The 16187-nt window shown below is 63.6% G+C and carries 18 protein-coding genes; 9 read left to right on the top strand and 9 right to left on the bottom strand.

From position 1 onward, the window contains the following. The first annotated feature begins 216 nt into the window (after nt 1–216). Complete coding sequence (locus OXR60_RS16425) at nt 217–966, top strand: Crp/Fnr family transcriptional regulator (RefSeq protein ID WP_267397027.1); 750 nt, start codon at nt 217–219, stop codon at nt 964–966. A gap of 68 nt (nt 967–1034) precedes the next feature. Here OXR60_RS16425 and OXR60_RS16420 read toward each other — a convergent pair whose 3' ends face one another. Continuing rightward, entirely contained in the window at nt 1035–1418 is a 384-nt protein-coding gene (locus tag OXR60_RS16420) for a response regulator (protein ID WP_267397026.1), read from the bottom strand. A 161-nt stretch (nt 1419–1579) separates the two neighbouring features. Continuing rightward, entirely contained in the window at nt 1580–1777 is a 198-nt protein-coding gene (locus tag OXR60_RS16415) for a hypothetical protein (protein ID WP_267397025.1), read from the bottom strand. Between the two features lie 118 nt (nt 1778–1895). Here OXR60_RS16415 and OXR60_RS16410 point away from each other — a divergent pair, with 118 nt between their 5' ends. Continuing rightward, nucleotides 1896–2840, top strand: a complete 945-nt coding sequence (locus tag OXR60_RS16410) for a hypothetical protein (RefSeq protein ID WP_267397024.1) — start codon at nt 1896–1898, stop codon at nt 2838–2840. 251 nt (nt 2841–3091) lie between these two features. Here OXR60_RS16410 and OXR60_RS16405 read toward each other — a convergent pair whose 3' ends face one another. From OXR60_RS16405 to OXR60_RS16390, 4 genes are all read right to left on the bottom strand, one after another. Beyond that, entirely contained in the window at nt 3092–3274 is a 183-nt protein-coding gene (locus tag OXR60_RS16405) for a CsbD family protein (protein WP_267397023.1), read from the bottom strand. A 64-nt stretch (nt 3275–3338) separates the two neighbouring features. Beyond that, the gene (locus OXR60_RS16400; RefSeq protein WP_267397022.1) at nt 3339–3968 is read right to left on the bottom strand and encodes a hypothetical protein; all 630 of its coding nucleotides are present in this window, start codon (nt 3966–3968) and stop codon (nt 3339–3341) included. A 23-nt stretch (nt 3969–3991) separates the two neighbouring features. Continuing rightward, nucleotides 3992–4297, bottom strand: a complete 306-nt coding sequence (locus OXR60_RS16395; protein ID WP_267397021.1) for a hypothetical protein — start codon at nt 4295–4297, stop codon at nt 3992–3994. Between the two features lie 101 nt (nt 4298–4398). Then, the gene (locus tag OXR60_RS16390) at nt 4399–4662 is read right to left on the bottom strand and encodes a GlsB/YeaQ/YmgE family stress response membrane protein (RefSeq protein ID WP_267397058.1); all 264 of its coding nucleotides are present in this window, start codon (nt 4660–4662) and stop codon (nt 4399–4401) included. 144 nt (nt 4663–4806) lie between these two features. Here OXR60_RS16390 and OXR60_RS16385 point away from each other — a divergent pair, with 144 nt between their 5' ends. The 4 genes from OXR60_RS16385 to OXR60_RS16370 all read left to right on the top strand — a co-directional run bounded on the left by OXR60_RS16385 (nt 4807) and on the right by OXR60_RS16370 (nt 9391). Continuing rightward, the gene (locus OXR60_RS16385; protein ID WP_267397019.1) at nt 4807–6339 is read left to right on the top strand and encodes a PAS domain S-box protein; all 1533 of its coding nucleotides are present in this window, start codon (nt 4807–4809) and stop codon (nt 6337–6339) included. Nucleotides 6340–6525: 186 nt separating this feature from the next. Continuing rightward, entirely contained in the window at nt 6526–7137 is a 612-nt protein-coding gene (locus OXR60_RS16380; RefSeq protein WP_267397057.1) for a tyrosine-type recombinase/integrase, read from the top strand. Nucleotides 7138–7299: 162 nt separating this feature from the next. Next, nucleotides 7300–8475 (top strand): zinc-dependent alcohol dehydrogenase, encoded by a 1176-nt coding sequence (locus OXR60_RS16375; protein ID WP_267397017.1) that lies wholly within the window; start codon nt 7300–7302, stop codon nt 8473–8475. A gap of 142 nt (nt 8476–8617) precedes the next feature. After that, the gene (locus OXR60_RS16370; protein ID WP_267397016.1) at nt 8618–9391 is read left to right on the top strand and encodes an alpha/beta fold hydrolase; all 774 of its coding nucleotides are present in this window, start codon (nt 8618–8620) and stop codon (nt 9389–9391) included. Nucleotides 9392–9554: 163 nt separating this feature from the next. On the opposite strand, the gene OXR60_RS16365 is transcribed toward OXR60_RS16370, so the two are convergent. Together OXR60_RS16365 and OXR60_RS16360 are read right to left on the bottom strand one after the other, a co-directional pair. Beyond that, nucleotides 9555–10229, bottom strand: a complete 675-nt coding sequence (locus OXR60_RS16365; RefSeq protein ID WP_267397015.1) for a hypothetical protein — start codon at nt 10227–10229, stop codon at nt 9555–9557. A gap of 463 nt (nt 10230–10692) precedes the next feature. Next, nucleotides 10693–11397, bottom strand: a complete 705-nt coding sequence (locus OXR60_RS16360) for a TlpA disulfide reductase family protein (RefSeq protein WP_267397014.1) — start codon at nt 11395–11397, stop codon at nt 10693–10695. Nucleotides 11398–11519: 122 nt separating this feature from the next. Between OXR60_RS16360 and OXR60_RS16355 the strand changes: the two genes are divergently transcribed. Next, nucleotides 11520–11888: a BlaI/MecI/CopY family transcriptional regulator gene (locus tag OXR60_RS16355; protein WP_267397013.1), complete on the top strand. Its 369-nt coding sequence runs from the start codon at nt 11520–11522 to the stop codon at nt 11886–11888. Between the two features lie 149 nt (nt 11889–12037). Next, on the top strand, nt 12038–13018 hold the full coding sequence (locus tag OXR60_RS16350; RefSeq protein WP_267397012.1) for a M56 family metallopeptidase: 981 nt from the start codon (nt 12038–12040) through the stop codon (nt 13016–13018). A 420-nt stretch (nt 13019–13438) separates the two neighbouring features. On the opposite strand, the gene OXR60_RS16345 is transcribed toward OXR60_RS16350, so the two are convergent. Further along, a complete protein-coding gene (locus OXR60_RS16345; RefSeq protein ID WP_267397011.1) occupies nt 13439–14989 on the bottom strand; it encodes an EAL domain-containing protein in 1551 nt (516 codons plus the stop codon). Nucleotides 14990–15336: 347 nt separating this feature from the next. Between OXR60_RS16345 and OXR60_RS16340 the strand changes: the two genes are divergently transcribed. After that, nucleotides 15337–16137, top strand: coding sequence for an SDR family oxidoreductase (locus OXR60_RS16340; protein ID WP_267397010.1), 801 nt, complete (start codon nt 15337–15339; stop codon nt 16135–16137). The last annotated feature ends 50 nt before the right edge of the window (nt 16138–16187 follow it).

Raw genomic sequence — 16187 nt, 5'->3', positions numbered from 1 at the left:
CAATTTGCCGTAGGTCACCAGGCTGACGTTCACCCCATAACGCCAGGAGCCGTGATCAAACTGCAGCACGAATGCTGTGCTCTGGCGTCTTGCGCATCACCGTTCGTAGGCGTGCACATTACCCTTCGGCCCTGCCATGCTGACGCTGCTACCAAAGACGATTGAGCTACCTCTCTCCAGCCACTAATCAGAAGCATAACCTACGTTAGGGCTTGCATGTCTGCTCTTTACCCCACTCATCGCCTCATCGAATTCGGCGACCTTTCACCAGCCGAACTGGACGTGATCAACGCGCTTGGAAAGGAGGCGAAGGTTTACCCCCGCGGTGCGGTCATCAGCCGAGAGGGCGCTCCTTCAGAGAGCTACTACAGGCTTGTGGAAGGCTGGGCAGGCTCTGCCATCGGCCATGCCAACGGTAGTCGGCAGATCCTGAAGGTTCACCTGCCGGGGGATGCAATGGGGACCCCGAGCATGAGCCTAACTCATACCGCAGACACGCTCTTCGCGATCACGCCGGTGGTAGCGTCCGAGATACCCTATGAGCGTTTTGGCGACATAATCAGCCAGCACCCCCGCCTTGCGGCGCACTTTCTGCTGAGCGTGCAGCGTGAGCGTGTTGCTCTGATGGATCGACTGGCCTCTCTTGGTAGGACATCGGCCCAGTCACGTCTTGCAGCCTTTATCCTCGACCTGAGCGAGCGTCTCGACCTGATTGGGAAAGTCCATGACGGAACGTTTGAGATGATGCTAACCCAAGAGCAGATTGCCGATGTGGTCGGACTGACATCCATCCATGTAAACCGTATGTTGCGGGAGCTCCAAGACCGAAAGCTCGTCTTCCGTGACCGTCAGCATTACACGATCTTAACGCGGGCTGGATTGCGAGAGCTGGCTGATCAGCCAATGCGCGCGCTGAACCGAAACGCCAAATGGCTTCCGCAGCGATCAGCGGGGATGGATAACTAAGGCGGCAGCGAGTTCATGATCGATGTGCTGCCTTCCGTCCAAGTCGAATTGCGAAATGAGCTTTTTGATCACGCGTTCGGAGACACAGCCCAAGCACGTGAGAACGCTCCAGCAAGAGAGTCGAAGGTGAATGGTTTGGGCAGGATCGCGATCGCATGATCGCACGGCTCGCATTCGTCCGGCAGGGCGGTGATGAAGATGGTTGGCACCTTACCATGCACGTTGCGGATCTCTTGAACGGCATCTGGACCTCGTCCGTCTGCTAACCGCACATCTGAAGTGATGACTACCGGCGGCCGAGCCGCTGCCATGCTGACGGCCGCCGCATGGCCTGTGGCTACGTCGAACGAGCTTGCTCCCTCCATCTCTAGGTAAGTCCAGATGATCTCCGCGATTAGAGGTTCATCTTCGATAATAAGGACGTGACACATACCACCGGCACCCTGATCCAAAGCAGAGCACCTTAACCTCTATCAACCCGCGATGGTTCAATCTTAAAATCTGCGAGGCGCTCGGCTATGACGCCAGCACGCTTTGAGGGTCGTTCCTTGCCTCAGAGTTATGACCAATAATCAGCCGTTCCGGGGGGGATCTTGCGGCTCGCCAAAATAGGTTATTCGTCCATCGGACGAATGGCGCCTTTGCCGCTCAGGGCCCGGGTAATACGCATCTCCACTGGTGGCCAAGCGCGTGCGGCGTCATCATTTGTTGTGATCTCGTCCACTGGTTCAAAGGCGGTTCGGGACCGCGCGGCTCTTTCAGGCTGGGCTGGATCAGCAAAAGACAACGCCGCTACGAAGAGATATTGCACGCGCAGTCTGTCTGCAGAGACAGCGTAAGCTGCGCGGCAGATGGATGCGTGACACAGCGCCAGTAATCAGAAACAAGACCGGCAGCCACGGGCTCACCATTGCAGGATCTCTCGCGGAATGCCGATGATCGCCAACGCTCTGATATTCGCCGCGGGGGCCGCACTGGCCAGCACGCCCGACCCCGCGCCCACGCCGCCTAGGATCGGGAGCGGTGCCCCTGTTGTGACACTCGCTCAGGCTTCTTCAAGTTTGACTGGAAAGCGGCAATGCGTCGCCTTCACGTGGCTGCCGAACGACAAGGGATCGCCACGCGGCGGCATCAGCGTGCCGGTTCGCATTAATGACCAGACCGTTCCGCTGCAACTCGACACTGGCGCCAACGTCACCAGCGTGTACGGTAGCTTCCCGATCAAAGCAGGCTGGGCGGCGAAAGGCAGCGAGACGTTCCGCGCCAAGTCATTCGAGCTTGCCAGCGCGGCGCTCGATCGGCCTCAGCTCTACCTGAACCCCAACATGGAGGAGGATGCCAGCTTACGTGGAACGCTGGGGCTGCCGGCGCTTCTGGGCCGCATTGCCGTGATCGACTACCCCAAACAGCGTTTCTGCCTGTTCGACGAAGCCGATCTTCCCGCTCCGATCCAGCAGGCAACGTTCGTCCGCGCGATGCTCCGCAACGCCAAGTTCCATGTGCCGATCAGAACCGGAACGTTCGCGAGCGACACGATCGTCTTCGATACTGGGTCGAGCGAAATGCCGCTTCACGTCGACTTGGCCCTCTGGAAGCGAATTGCAGGTCGCGACGCCGTTGCTGGCGCCCCAGCCACGATCCAGGGAACAGCTTGGGGCAAGCCCTTTACCCTTGTCGGCGCGCCTGCTGCTGCAGCGGTGATGCTCGGCAACATACCGCTCGGCAAGGCCACGGTATTCACCAACCCCGAGGCTCCGGAAAGCTTCGCAGACTGGCCGGTTCCAACCGATGGCGTTCTTGGCAACGCCCCCCTGTGGGACGGGATCGTGGTTCTCGACCTTACCGCAAAGATCAGGTTTGGTGTTATCCGCTAAGGTGACCGGTAGCGTTGCCTGATTGGTTGGCGGCTCCAGTTGGATCTTGATCCAAACGCTAACGCTTCCCTATCGGAGACGAGGAGATCGACGCCTTGATCGCGACTGTCGAGACCCACATCCGGCCGTTCAGCGCCTTATATCGCCAGCCGAATCCTGCCGTCTGTTCATCTTATCGGGACGCGCATCGCCATGAAGGTAGTGTGATGTGCGAGTACAGCGGGAGGCCTTTGCAGCCCCCCGTCGGGTGCTCAGATGTCGTCGCCGAGCGCGCCCTTGACGCTGCCCTTTACGTCCTGCGCTCTGCCCTTGACCTGCTGCGCCTTGCCCTCGGCAGCGAGCTTGTCGTTCCCAGTCGCCTTGCCGGCGGCCTCCTTGACGTTGCCGGCGATCTTGTTGCCGGCGGCATCCAGCTTGTCAGTGAACTCACCCATGGTGTTCTCCTCTTCGTGTTGAACTTCGGGACTGGGGAGCCGTTTGGCTCCCCAGTCGCTGCCCTCAATAACGCTCGACCGCCGGCGTACGGGCGTAAGTGGCCCGTTCGCGATCGACTTCATCGCTTGTGTAGGCTGGCGCTTCGGCATCGAAGCTGGTCCAGCCGGACTGACGATACGCGGCACCGCGCGTGGTCGCGTCAACCGAGCCGTTGCGGTCGAGCACCGCCTGCGCGTCGGCGAGCTGGCCGTCCGGCACTTTGGCGCTGACCAGCGTTCCTCCGCGACGAACACCCTCGGAGTAGACGTTCGCGTCCTCCTCGGTATGGCCGCTGTTCTTCAGCGCGCCGACGAGGCTGCCGGTCGCCGCCCCACCGGCGGCGCCGATCCCGGCTCCTGCTACCGTCGCGGCGAGCCAGCCGGCAGCGACGATCGGGCCGAGCCCCGGGATAGCGAGCAGGCCGAGGCCCGCGAGCAGCCCGCCAGCGCCGCCTAGCAGCGCTCCGGTGGAGGTGCCGCGGCCGACGTCTCCGTAATCGTTGACGCCCTCATGATCGACGGCGGCATGATGGCCATGAGCGTTGTTGGCAACGATGCTGATGTCGCCGTGGCTGATGCCCAGCGCCTCGAGTTCGCTCACCGCGGTGGTGGCGTCGGTGTAGTCGTCGAACAGGCGGGTGATGGTCTGTGACATGGTCGTTCTCCGAAATATTGGGATCAATGGTTGGTGACGTTGCCCTTGTAGTCGAGTGCGACGTTCACCTTCGCGCCGCCCTTCATCGCGGTGCCCTGCCAGACGCCGTTCTGATTCTTCATGAGCTTGCTCACATTGGTGTAGCCGTCCCTGGCAATCCGGCCGCGCGCCTGGTTCTCCGTGAACGAGTTGTGCCCCTTCGCCGTCATCGCGGTGGTCTGCACCGCCGGGTTCTTCAACGCGGGGTTGTGCGATCCCGTGTTCGCCTGCGCGAGCGCGCCCGTGGTCGCGGTCGCCGCCAGGGCGGCGGCGATGATCTGCTTGTGCATCGTTCTCTCCTTGGTGTTGTGTCGTGAGGTGGCACGGATCGCGTCCAGTCGGAGGCAACTATGCGCCCGCGCCACCAACGCGCCGGTCTGATTAATGAGCTTCAGCGAACGGCGCCTCGGCGAACGAGGTTGACGATCGCGAGCAAGATGATCGCGCCTACCAGCGAGACGATGATCGACTGGATGCTGATGACGCCACTGGTGATTGGCACTCCGCCGATCAAAGGCGTCACCACAAAGCCGGCGAGGATCGCGCCGACGATGCCGACGACCACGTTGAGGAGGATGCCGTTGTTGTCGCGCATGATGAGACCAGCAAGCCAGCCCACGATGCCGCCGACGATGAGAAGAATGATAAGACCCATGTTGCCCTCCGAGTTCGCGATCCCAGCGGGATGCCGGCACGATCGCAGTTCGGGAGCGTCAACACAATTTGCGAGCGCCCGTTCATATACCGGCAGCAGGCGGCATCCGGCGGTTGGTGCCGGTGTCACTGTCGAGTTGGTAGTTTGGTCCTGCACTCACGGGAACCGTATGCACTTGGCGGCGCTTCCCAAAGCATGGCAGATGAATTTAGCAACCGACCCCCCTCTCCGACGCTCCGCCACCTCGAGCAGCTCATGGCGGACCTCAGCGCGGGAATCATCCTCGTTGATCCGTCCGGCGTCATCATCAACGCCAACGCAGCGGCGCTGCGCATGCACGGGATCAAGAAGCTGGACGAGCTAGGTGCTACCGCCGACGACTACTGCCAGCGCTTTTGCCTGCGCTACCGCAACCACCAGCGGCTTTCGAAGCGCGAATATCCGATCATGCGGATGCTTGCCGGCGAGAGCTTCCCCGACCTTGTTGTCGAGGTAGCTCCGATCGGCATCAACGAGCCGCGCTGGACGCATTCGGTGCACGACGTGGTGATGGACGAGGATGGCGGCGATGCTGACTGCTTCGCGCTCGTGATCCAAGACGAATCCGAGCGTTACGACGCCGAGGCGCGGTTCGAGGCGATGTTCCAGGCCAATCCCGCGCCTGCGCTGATCCTGCGACTGTCTGACCAGCGCTTCATCCGCGTCAACGCCGGATTCGCCGAGCTTTGCGGCTGCTCGCGCGACGCGATCGAGGGCAAGCACCTTCGTGACATGGACATCCTCGCCCATGCCGAGCGCCAAGCTCACGTCGCCGAGCGGCTCGCTGGCGGCAAAACCATTCCGCAGGTCGAGGCCGAGCTGCCGCTGCCCGACGGATCAACACGGTTCGTCATCCTCGCTGGCCAGCCGATCGAGGTGGCCGAGCAGCCGTGTATGCTGTTCACGTTTGCCGATCTCGACCCGCGGCGGAAGGCGGAGTCGGCGCTGCGGGCAAGCGAGCACCGATCGACCACGATATTTCAAATGGCGCCGGTCGCAATGGCGGTCACATCAACGCCGGAAAACCGGTTTGTGGAGGTCAACGAAGCGTTCTCGCGGCTGACCGGTCGCGCCGCGCACGAGCTGGTCGGCCGTGTCGCCGACGACATCCAGCTGTGGAACGACGCCGGCTTGCGCTGCTCAATCGAGGAGGAGATCGAGAAGCGCGGAGGCGTTCGGACCTGTGACGTTCGCGTCCTTCCGAAGCAGGACGAACCGATTGACTGCCTCGTCTCCGCCGAGGCGGTCGACGTGCGGGGCGAACGCTGCGTTCTTTGGCTTTACCAGGACGTGACCGCGCGCCGCCACAGCGAGTTGGAACTCGTCGAGGCGATCGAGGCGGTGATGAAGGACGCGAGTTGGTTCAGCCGTTCGATCATGGACAAGCTGGCGACGCTGCGCGGCACTGGACCGGCCGCGATCCCGGCGACCGGCGAGCTCAGTAGGCGCGAGCGCGAGGTGCTTGAACTGCTTTGTGAAGGGCTGGACGACAAGGCGATTGCCGCTCAACTAGAGCTTTCGGGCAATACCATCCGCAATCACGTCTCGCGCCTTTACGCGAAGATCGGCGTAAATCGTCGCAGCGCCGCGGTGATCTGGGCACGCGAGCGAGGCATCGGCGGCAAGGCTCGTGCATGAATGGAAGTGGTCGGGAAGACCCACTTCCGGCCGCTCAGGGACTACCAAACGCCACCCGAAACCGGCCGCTTGTTCAACATCACCGACGGCCGACAAACCACATTTACGAACCGCAGGTTTACCGCGCCTGCGTACGCTCGATCGGCCGATCCGGCCCGATGGAGACTATCGATGGGTCACTCGCCGATGGAGCCCGCCTTTCACGAACTTCGACCTTGGAACGAAGGCCGGCTTATCGGTGCGAAACGGGCGCTGAAACAGCAACAGGTCTGGGCCATTCGCTTCTGGCTCGACCAGCATAGACGACTGCGCGATCGAGCGCTGTTCGATCTTGCCATCGACAGCAAGCTGCGCGGCTGTGATGTGGTCAGGATGCGGATCGGCGATGTAGTTTCCGGCGGGCGCGTACGTGACCGCGCCGTCGTGGTTCAGCAGAAGACCAAACGACCGGTCCAGTTCGAGCTGATGGACACCGCACGTAAGACGATGCGGGCATGGTTGGAAAGACGCGGCGGGACACTGAACGACTTCATCTTCCCGAGCCGAAACGACTATATGGCTCACATGAGTAAATATGCCCGCCTCGTGCACGAGTGGGTGGTCGGCATCGGACTTCCGGCTCAGGATTACGGGACGCACTCGCTTCGGCGCACAAAAGCATCGATCATTTACAAGGCTACTGGCAACCTCCGCGCCGTTCAGATCCTTCTCGGCCATGCCAAGATCGACAGTACGGTGCGCTACTTAGGTGTAGACGTGGAGGACGCTCTGGAACTGGCCGAACGCACAGAGGTCTGAGCGGACCAGTTGCGGGCGCTTCGGCGTCGCCGATCGCTGCTCAAACCGGAAGTTTGTTAACATAGACGAATGGGTACGAGCCCGTTCCGTGCTCAGAGACGTTGAGTTGGTCCAGTCGCTTTTCCGATCCTGGCGGAGCTCCTGCCCCGACGGAGAAAACACATGCGCGCACTATGCTGGCACGGTAAGGGCGACGTCCGCGTCGACACCGTCGCGGACCCCGAGATCAAGCACCCGCGCGATGCGATCATCAAGGTCAATGCGTGTGCGATCTGCGGGTCGGACCTCCACCTGCTCGATGGCTACCAGCCCACCATGGAGGCCGGTGACATCCTCGGTCACGAAAACATGGGCGAGGTCGTGGCGCTCGGCTCCGAGGTCACCAACCTGAAGATCGGCGACCGCGTGGTGGTGCCGTTCACGATCAGCTGCGGTGACTGCTGGTTCTGCCGCAAGGGCCTGTTCGCCGCCTGCGATCGCACCAACCCGAACGCCGAGATGGCGGCCAAAGCGATGGGCCACTCGCCCGCCGGCCTGTTCGGGTTCAGCCACATGCTTGGCGGCTATTGCGGTGGGCAGGCGGAATACCTCCGCGTACCGATGGCCGACATCGGGCCGATCAAAATCCCCGACAGCGTGACCGACGACCAAGCGCTGTTCCTGTCCGACATCTTCCCGACCGGCTACATGGCCGCCGAGAACGCACAGATCGAGCCCGGCGACACCGTCGCGATCTGGGGCTGCGGCCCGGTCGGCCAGTTCGCCATCCGCTCCGCGCTGATGATGGGTGCAGGCCGGGTGATCGCGATCGACGAGGTGCCCGAGCGTCTCGCCATGGCGGAAGCCGGCGGTGCCGAGACGATCAACTTCGCCGAGACGGACGTGTTCGACGAGCTGCAGGCGCGGACCAAGGGGCGCGGGCCCGACAGCTGCATCGATGCGGTGGGTTGCGAGGCGGCCGGACATGGCGCGGCGGACGCCGTCATGGACAAGGTCAAGGCAAGCATGATGCTCGCTACCGACCGGGTTCACGTGCTGCGGCAGGCGATCATGAGCTGCCGCAAGGGCGGCACTGTCTCGGTACCCGGCGTCTACGTCGGCATGGGCGACAAGCTGCCGATCGGCGCGGCGATGAACAAGGGGCTGACCATCAAGCTCGGCCAGACCCACGTTCAGCGCTACACCAAACCGCTGCTGCAGAAGATCGTGGCCGGGGAGATCGACCCCAGCTTCGTCATCACCCATCCTGCCAGCCTCGAGGACGCTCCCGAAATGTACGCCAGGTTCCGCGACAAGGAGGACGGCGTCATCAAGGTGGTCATGCGCCCGCACGGCTGAGCTGCGCGTCCCTCATCGTCGTGGCGACGTGCGATCCCTCTTTGAGGATCGAACGCCGCGACGACCGGCGGCTCGCGTATCAACTGGTGCCGTGCACGGACGGTGCTCGTTGAGCCGTTCCAACTAACCGAAATGGAATGAGATGCACCAAATCAACCGCGGCTCTGGCCGCAAACTGCTGCTTGTCCACGGGCTGGGCGGAAGCTCGCGATCATGGAGCCCCATTCTAGACTCGCTTGGCGTCAGTCGGACGGTGATCGCGATCGACCTGCCCGGACATGGCGCGACCCCGGCAGAGCACGATAGTGGGACGTTCGACGGCCTAGTCGGCAGCGTGCAGCGCTACCTCGTGGAGAACGAGCTGACCGGGATCGACGTCGTCGGCAGCTCGATGGGTGCGCGGATAGTGCTCGAACTTGCCAGGCGTGGCGTCGTCGGCAACGTCGTCGCACTTGACCCGGGCGGGTTCTGGCGCGGTTGGGAACGCACCTTCTTCAAGACTACGATCGGCGTGTCGGCCCGCTTGTTGCGGGCGATCCGACCTGCCCTGCCGACGCTGAGCCGTAACGCGGCCTCCCGCACTGCCCTGCTCGCCCAATTGTCCGCGCATCCTTGGGCGCTTGATCCGCAGATGGTGGCGACTGAGCTCACCGATCTCAGTACGACACAGACGTTTGACGCGCTGGTCCATGACCTCGCGACCGGACCCGAGCAGACCGGCCCTGCCGCCAAAAGCACCGGCCGGATCGTGATCGGATGGGGCAGGCACGACAGGCTCTGCCTGCCGCGGCAGGCGGCGCGCGCAAAAGCTGCATTCCCGTCCGCAGAGCTGCACTGGTTCGAATCCAGCGGTCACTTTCCAATGTGGGACATGCCGGAGGAGACGGTCGAGGTCATCCTCAAAGCCACGCAGTGAAAGTAGCGGGCTGTAACGCCGACCCAGTTCCGGTCATCCAGAGGCGCTTCACGGGCTCCCTAAAACCGGACGTTCATTCATATCGCCGGATGACGGCTCGTCATCCGGCAAAGCTCGCATTTCATGCCAAACAGAAGAATCGTTTGATTGACGGGGCTGATGGTCAGATCGCCTTTTCGTGCTTCCATCCGTCGTTCGTTAAAACAACGGCCGCCTTGGCATCGAGGCTCTCTGCCGTGTTGCGTGCCAGATCCGGAAAAGCGGCCTTCACCTTCGGGTTCTTCGTCCAAGCAGGCAGGTCCGCTAGGTGATACTTATAGCTTACCTGCGAGAGCGTCATGCCCATCATGTCGGCCGGCTGTGTGAAGTTCGTAACCTCATCGACGTGCGGCTTGCCGTAGCATAGGCCGGACCGCTTACCGCCCATTGCCGAGGGCCCAGCGTCACCGCTGAAAGCCGCCTTGCCTTCATTGGTGAAATCATAGGCGATAACGGCTACCTTGCGTTCGGCACCACCGAACATGTTCTGCTGCTCGATTTCGGTCGGCGTCTTTTTCATAAGGCCTGCATCGACAAGCGCATCGAGCGGCGCCAGCCGCCTCTGTCGGGACTCTTCGGCGAACGGCTGCGTTTTCGGCGCAGCCTCGACATAGGCTGGCAGCGCATCATACTTCTGCCCTGGTGCGGTGACAGTTCCGTTAGGGACGTCGAGGCACGGAGGTCCCTTCTCGATCCATTCGTTAATCGCATGCTCGAAATTGCTCTTGTTCGCTTCCTTCGGATTGGAGCAGCCCGCAAGGGCGATGATCGACAAGGCGATTACGGGTACAACCTTCATCCGGCGAGCTCCTGATGTTGAGCGCCTAGCTTAATCAATGTCGCTGAAGTTGCCACCGATCAATTGACACAATGGCCCGAATGCAAAAGCGAGGCTGAAATCAAAAGCAGCGTGCTCGATCCTGTTTAGACCGATCTCCGCCGGCACGGCGAGTGAATGATCTTGGTGCGCCGGGCGTGCGCATCCTCGTCGGGAGCTCCAAGGGCCCCAGTTGATCTATTCTACCGTTAGCGAGAGCCTGGCGGGGCTGCAAACCCTTGCCGATACCCGCAGAGACCGAGAACCCAATGCTCATCAAACGTCGCCCGCCCGGTGAAACATGCAAGGTCGGTGATGGGCAAGACGAGCCCTACGACCACCGGCTCCCGCGGCAGGGCGCCGTCGGATCGACCGAGATTCTGGAACGCCGCCCCGGCCTCAGCCCTTCCCTCGGCGCACGGAAATTCCCAGGCAGTACCGCGCCTTACAGGCGATCGAGCAGGCCTGCACCTAGCGCTTGGGCGAAGGAGTCAGCCGCCGGCAGCGACCAGGCGGTGCTGGCGTGCGGCAACCCTTGCTTGGCCTTGGCCGTCAGCTCCCCGTTTTTGATCTCCACCGGCGCGAGGACATGACTGCCGAATGCGCGCGCCCGAACCCGGCCATGACGGTCGAGCAGCAGATTGCAGGGCAACGTGAACCCCTTGTCGCCCGGCGGTGTCGCGAGCTTCTCCGCAATGCTGGCGCCACGCGGCTCAATCCAGCTCGGAAGCGCCTTTGCGTTCAGCCCGTCAAGCTTTGCCCGCGCGCCATGAACGTCGAGGGCACTGCCCTGAAGCAGCGCGATGACTTCGAACCCGGCGCGATGGTGGCGTTCGCGCAACGTAGAGAGGTCGTGCATCTCGGACAGGCATGGAACGCACCAGTCCGCCCAGATCGAAACCAAGGTCGCGTTGTTGTTCAAACCGGTCAGTCGATGGGCGCCACCGAGCGATAGCAGGGTCGTCGCCGGAGTCGCCAAACCGGCCGGAACGGCCTTGAAGCTGGCGGCGAGCTGATTGGACGCCAGCGGGGTCCCGGCGAACGCCGATCGCTCAGCCGCGAGAACTCGCGCCGACCTCGCCGCCAAAGCGAGCGCCGCCACAGCACCGCCGACCAGCATATCACGTCGTGCCAGAGTGACTGAAGCCATCAAACCACCTTTCCTTGATGCTGCGACTTCTCACTACATCTGTAACGCATGTCAACGGGGTGTCGCCCGATGGCCATCTTGAGGCGCGGCAAGGGCCGGTGTAGTGGGGCCATGGAGGACAGATGCAGCCGAACGCCACCGAACTCGAGATCCTGAAGATCTTCTGGGAGCATGAACGGCTCAGCGCGCGCGAGCTCCACGACCGGCTCGATGAGGCGAATTGTTGGTCAATCTCGACCACCCGTACGATGCTGGAGCGGATGCGGGCCAAAAACCTGCTCTCTCGCGAGGCGGTGCACGGCATCGCCGTCTATGCAGCGGTAGATGGGAAAGTTCAGGTGCTCGGCAGCGTCATCCGCCGACTCGCTCGCGGCGTGCTTGAAGTCCGCGGTGAACTGCCGGTCAATGCCTTCTCCGGCAGCGCGCTGCTGAGCGCGGCCGAGCTGGCGGAGATCGCCGAATTGGTGAACCGGCCGGACGATCCGCAGTGACCGGGCTCGCTATCCTGGCGGCGTCGGCGAGCGCCTCGCTTGCGAGTGCGGCGGCGTGTGGTTGCGCCTCGCTCGGGGAACGTTCCGCCTCGCCCGGCCGACGTTACGCATTGTGGGTGTCGGCCTTTTGGACCGGCCCGGTCGCGGCCGTGCTGACCGCCTTCCTGATCGCCACTACGCAAGACCGGGGCGACATCGCCGAGCCGCAAATCCTGACCAGGCTGGCGCGTGTCGCCGAGCCGGAGCATTGGGCGTTGGCCGTCGCGGCGATGCTGCTGGTGCTCACCGCGGGCATCTTGCTGCGGCTGATCCGGCTCGTGCGTGGCACCGCGCATGTCGTCGCGATGATCCGGGCCGCCGGGGCAACGCTGAGCGAGGACCTGACCACGGCAGCGAACCCGCAGCGCGTGCCCATCCGCGTCAGCACTGCGGCCGCTACGCCGATGCTGGCAGGCTGGCTGCGACCAGTTATCCTGATGCCCGAGCGACTGATCGACCGGCTCAGCACAGTACAGCTGCGGCTGATCTGCGAGCATGAGTTCACCCATGCGCGGCGGCGCGACAACATACAGGCTTGGCTGGAAGCGGCTGCGGCTGCGCTGTTCTGGTGGTGTCCCGCCAGTCGTCTGGCGCGCCGCCGCATCGGCCATGCGAGGGAAACGAGCTGCGATGCGGCGGTGCTGCAGCATGCGGATTCGGCGACCCGACGCACCTATGCCATGACGCTGCTCCACGTCTTGGGTCACCCGTTGCCGCTCGCAATCGGCTACGCCCATCGCGATGTCGCCGAGCGCGTCCGCTCCGTGCTCGCCCCGCGGGCGACGTTCCGTCGTCCTGGCGGGCTGTTGCCCCAGACGGTCATGATGCTGACGATCACGGTTCCGCCCGTCGCGACGAGCGCCATCGCAACCCGCGCCGGAACGATCGTGGCGATGGCCCGGCCGTTCGACGTGCGCGTCGCGCCGATCGGCAGGCGCGATCAACGGACCGGACGCCCCTTGTACCAAGTGACCTATCGCCGCCCCCGTGACACGACCGACGTGCTGCTCGGCCGGTTGCCCGACGCGCAGCTCTCGCCGGCCCGGCTCCGTCGTCAACGCGACGGCAGTTGGCAAGTGACGCTCGACTGAGGCTAAACGCGCTATCCGGGAATCGACGGCAGGTGCCGGAGTTTCCGGATTGGCCACTGCATTCGTGCGTGTCCCCCGTTAGGAGCAAACCTGTTCGCAAAGAAGGGTAACCACAATCAACTTGGTACCCAGCGACCCAGAAGGCGACACTGACAGGCGCTTCGCCGCGTGTCGGCCTCTGCCGTCCGTTCATCTTGATGCAGCTGTTCCTCGCAGGACGATCTCGATCCTGAACCGCTTGGTGTCCTCCATCTGAACGGCGAACACTTTGCACCGGTCCTAGGGGGAGGCATGGCGCACGAGCGTGGGTGACGAGGGTCCCGGCCGGCGCGTCGTTGAAGATGGCGGTCACGTCAGAGCACGGCATGGCGGAGTTCATCGCTGCGGTCTCGCCACACAAGCCGTCGGTGACGAACGCTTCTAGGCGACCTGTCCTTGTCGCGCGTCGGCCGAGAACAACGCAGCGCAGGCTGGAGCGGAAAGCGGCTCGCTGAACAGCGGCCCTTGGCCCGTGTCGCAACCGCGCTCCAACAGCGCTCTTTCTTGGTCGCCCGCCACAACGCCCTCAGCGATGACGTTCATGCCGAGGCCACGTCCCAGCCCGACCAGGGCGGTGACGATGCTGGCACTCTCGCTGTCAGTACTCATCGCCTCGACAAAACGCCGGTCAATTTTGACCGCGTCCAGTTTGAAGGCGCGCAGGTGGTAGAGGCTCGAATAGCCGGTGCCGAAATTGTCGAGCACCACGCGCAGCCCCGCCGCGCGCATGGTTGCCAGCAGGGTGCCGGCACCTTCGGGATCGGCCACAAGCGCGCTTTCCGTCACCTCCAGCTGTAGACGTGCGGGCGTGAGCTGCGCCTCGTGCAGCACCCGCACGATCCGGGCCGTGAGCAGCTGGTCCTTGATCTGGCTCGGAAACACGTCGACGGAGAGCGTCACCTGCGGTGGCCAGGCCGCCGCCGCTCGGCACCCTTGACGGAGCAGATCCTCCGCCAGCGCATGGATCAGGCCCGTCTCCTCCGCGACGGGGATGAAGCGCTCGGCTGGCACGTCGGCACCATCGGCGCGTTGCCAGTGCGGCTTCAGCTCGAAGCCGGTGATCGCGCCGGTGGCGAGATGGACGACGGGCAGAAAGGTGGCCCGGATCGCGCCAGCATTGATCGCGGCCCGCAGCTCGCCCTCGAAAGCGGATCGCTCGCGGACCTGAGCGTCCATCGCTGGTTCGAAGAAGCGTAGCGCAGAGCGCCGCTCCGCCTTGGCGCGGTAGAGCGCGACGTCGGCCATGCGCAGCGCTTCCTCAACGCTATCCGCGTCCTGCGGGATCAGCGCGATGCCGATACCAGTGCCGACCCGGTGGATCGCGCCAGCGGCGGTGATTGGCGTCTCCAAGGCATCTATGACGCGCATCGCAACGTTGGCCGCGGCCTCGCCGCCGACCAGATGCTTGGCGAGGATGGCAAACTCGTCGCCGCCGAACCGCGCCACCATGTCACCGTCGCGCATCGCCGCAAGCAGGCGCTGACCGACGATCGTCAGCACCTCGTCGCCCGCGCTATGACCGTGAACGTCGTTGATCTGCTTGAAGCCGTTGAGGTCGAGCAGGAATAGGCCGTGCCCCGCCCCCGCACGCGTCGGCGAGGCGATCGCCTCACGTAGCGCCTCGTCGAACTGGCGCCGATTGGGCAAGCCGGTGAGGCCGTCCTGATAGGCCAGCTCGCGCGCGTATTGCTCCGCGGCAATCCGCCGCGCCGTCTCCTGCCGCTGCCGAACATACTGACGCCAGGCAAAGACCAGCAGGCCAAGCGCGAGCAGCGCGCCGACCAGCAGCGCTTCGTCCAGCTCGATCGTGCCCTCCTTCTTCGCCAAGCCCGGCGCGTTTTCGAACACGTCGACGGCGTAAACCCAGTAAAGGGAGACCAGGGTGGCGGCGCCCACGACTGACAGATCGCGGATGGCGAAACGGTGCCGCATGACGAAGCTCCGGAAGCGAGCGCGGCGACTGGCGGGGTCTTGGCTCATCGTTACAGGCTACAGCAAGAAGGTTAAGGACCGGTGATCGCCCTGACCGATCCGGTGGCTATGATCGTCCATGTGACGTGGCTCGACGGTCAGACCCACATGCGGCCGTTCGCACCAACTGAAGGCTTCCCAGAAGGAGCCGTTCGTTTATGCTGAATGTTGATCGAGCTAGACACCCTGTTACGCCCGCTAGATGGCGTTTTGCGGGCGTGAGCTCGTGCGATGCGATCAGTTCAGCACGAGTATTGCCATTAGTTGAGCGGACCTCCACGCTAAAGGCTAGCTAGGAGAAGACGCCGATGGACTATCGTGGATTAACGGTGCTGATCACCGGTGCCTCGGCCGGGCTGGGAGCGGAGTTCGCGCGGCAGCTGACGCGACAGGGCGCGGATCTCATCCTCGTCGCGCGATCGGCGGACCGGCTCGAAGCGCTCGCCGCGACGCTACGCCCGGCAGTGCAGGTGACGGTACTGCCCGCCGATCTGAGCGCGCCCGGTGCGGTAGAGGACCTGATCGCCGAGGTACGAAGGCGCGAGCTGCGGGTTGATGTCCTCATCAACAACGCCGGTTATGGTGTGTTCGAGGATGTGCTCGCGAGTAACCCGAGCCGGCAGATCGGCCAGGTCGATGTCAACGTGCGCGCACTTGTCGCGCTGACACAGGCGTTCACTCCCGCAATGGTAGATCGCCGGAGCGGCGGGGTGATTAACGTCGCCTCGACCGCCGCGTTTCAGCCGCTCGCCGGCGCGACGATCTATGCAGCGACCAAGGCTTTCGTGCTGTTTTTCAGTGAGGGGCTGTCACTCGAGCTCGATGGGTTGGGCGTGACGGTGACGGCCGCCTGCCCTGGCCCGATCGCGACCGAGTTCTTCGCCGACATGAACCCCCGGATGCCTGCGCGGCAGATGGCGCAGCCTGACCGTGTCGTCTCCGACACCTTGCGCGGGTTCGAACGTGGGCGGCGCATCGTCTATCCCGGCAGTGCGGCGGTTCGCCTCGCCACGCTCGGCGCTCGGCTGCTGCCCCGCGCCACGCTGCTGCGCGCCGCGGCCACTGTGACGCGCTCACTCAATCAGCGCCACACCGATACGCCTCAATGACCGGCCAATCCCGGCCCCTGCCTCGCTTCCTAAGCTCGAACCTTCGGAGC

It is taken from the genome of Sphingomonas sp. GC_Shp_5, assembly GCF_026540855.1.
GTDB lineage: Bacteria > Pseudomonadota > Alphaproteobacteria > Sphingomonadales > Sphingomonadaceae > Sphingomonas.
Note: the sequence above shows the minus strand (reverse complement) of the source record. Positions and strands in the feature narration are given on the sequence as shown.

Excerpts from the sequence above, each read along its gene's own strand:
- OXR60_RS16380 (WP_267397057.1), top strand. The coding sequence starts at position 6,526 with ATGGAGCCCGCCTTTCACGAACTTCGACCTTGGAACGAAGGCCGGCTT.
- OXR60_RS16345 (WP_267397011.1), bottom strand. The coding sequence starts at position 14,989 with ATGCGGCACCGTTTCGCCATCCGCGATCTGTCAGTCGTGGGCGCCGCC.
- OXR60_RS16340 (WP_267397010.1), top strand. The coding sequence starts at position 15,337 with ATGGACTATCGTGGATTAACGGTGCTGATCACCGGTGCCTCGGCCGGG.
- OXR60_RS16365 (WP_267397015.1), bottom strand. The coding sequence starts at position 10,229 with ATGAAGGTTGTACCCGTAATCGCCTTGTCGATCATCGCCCTTGCGGGC.
- OXR60_RS16375 (WP_267397017.1), top strand. The coding sequence starts at position 7,300 with ATGCGCGCACTATGCTGGCACGGTAAGGGCGACGTCCGCGTCGACACC.
- OXR60_RS16405 (WP_267397023.1), bottom strand. The coding sequence starts at position 3,274 with ATGGGTGAGTTCACTGACAAGCTGGATGCCGCCGGCAACAAGATCGCC.
- OXR60_RS16360 (WP_267397014.1), bottom strand. The coding sequence starts at position 11,397 with ATGGCTTCAGTCACTCTGGCACGACGTGATATGCTGGTCGGCGGTGCT.
- OXR60_RS16390 (WP_267397058.1), bottom strand. The coding sequence starts at position 4,662 with ATGGGTCTTATCATTCTTCTCATCGTCGGCGGCATCGTGGGCTGGCTT.
- OXR60_RS16400 (WP_267397022.1), bottom strand. The coding sequence starts at position 3,968 with ATGTCACAGACCATCACCCGCCTGTTCGACGACTACACCGACGCCACC.
- OXR60_RS16370 (WP_267397016.1), top strand. The coding sequence starts at position 8,618 with ATGCACCAAATCAACCGCGGCTCTGGCCGCAAACTGCTGCTTGTCCAC.
- OXR60_RS16355 (WP_267397013.1), top strand. The coding sequence starts at position 11,520 with ATGCAGCCGAACGCCACCGAACTCGAGATCCTGAAGATCTTCTGGGAG.
- OXR60_RS16395 (WP_267397021.1), bottom strand. The coding sequence starts at position 4,297 with ATGCACAAGCAGATCATCGCCGCCGCCCTGGCGGCGACCGCGACCACG.
- OXR60_RS16425 (WP_267397027.1), top strand. The coding sequence starts at position 217 with ATGTCTGCTCTTTACCCCACTCATCGCCTCATCGAATTCGGCGACCTT.
- OXR60_RS16410 (WP_267397024.1), top strand. The coding sequence starts at position 1,896 with ATGCCGATGATCGCCAACGCTCTGATATTCGCCGCGGGGGCCGCACTG.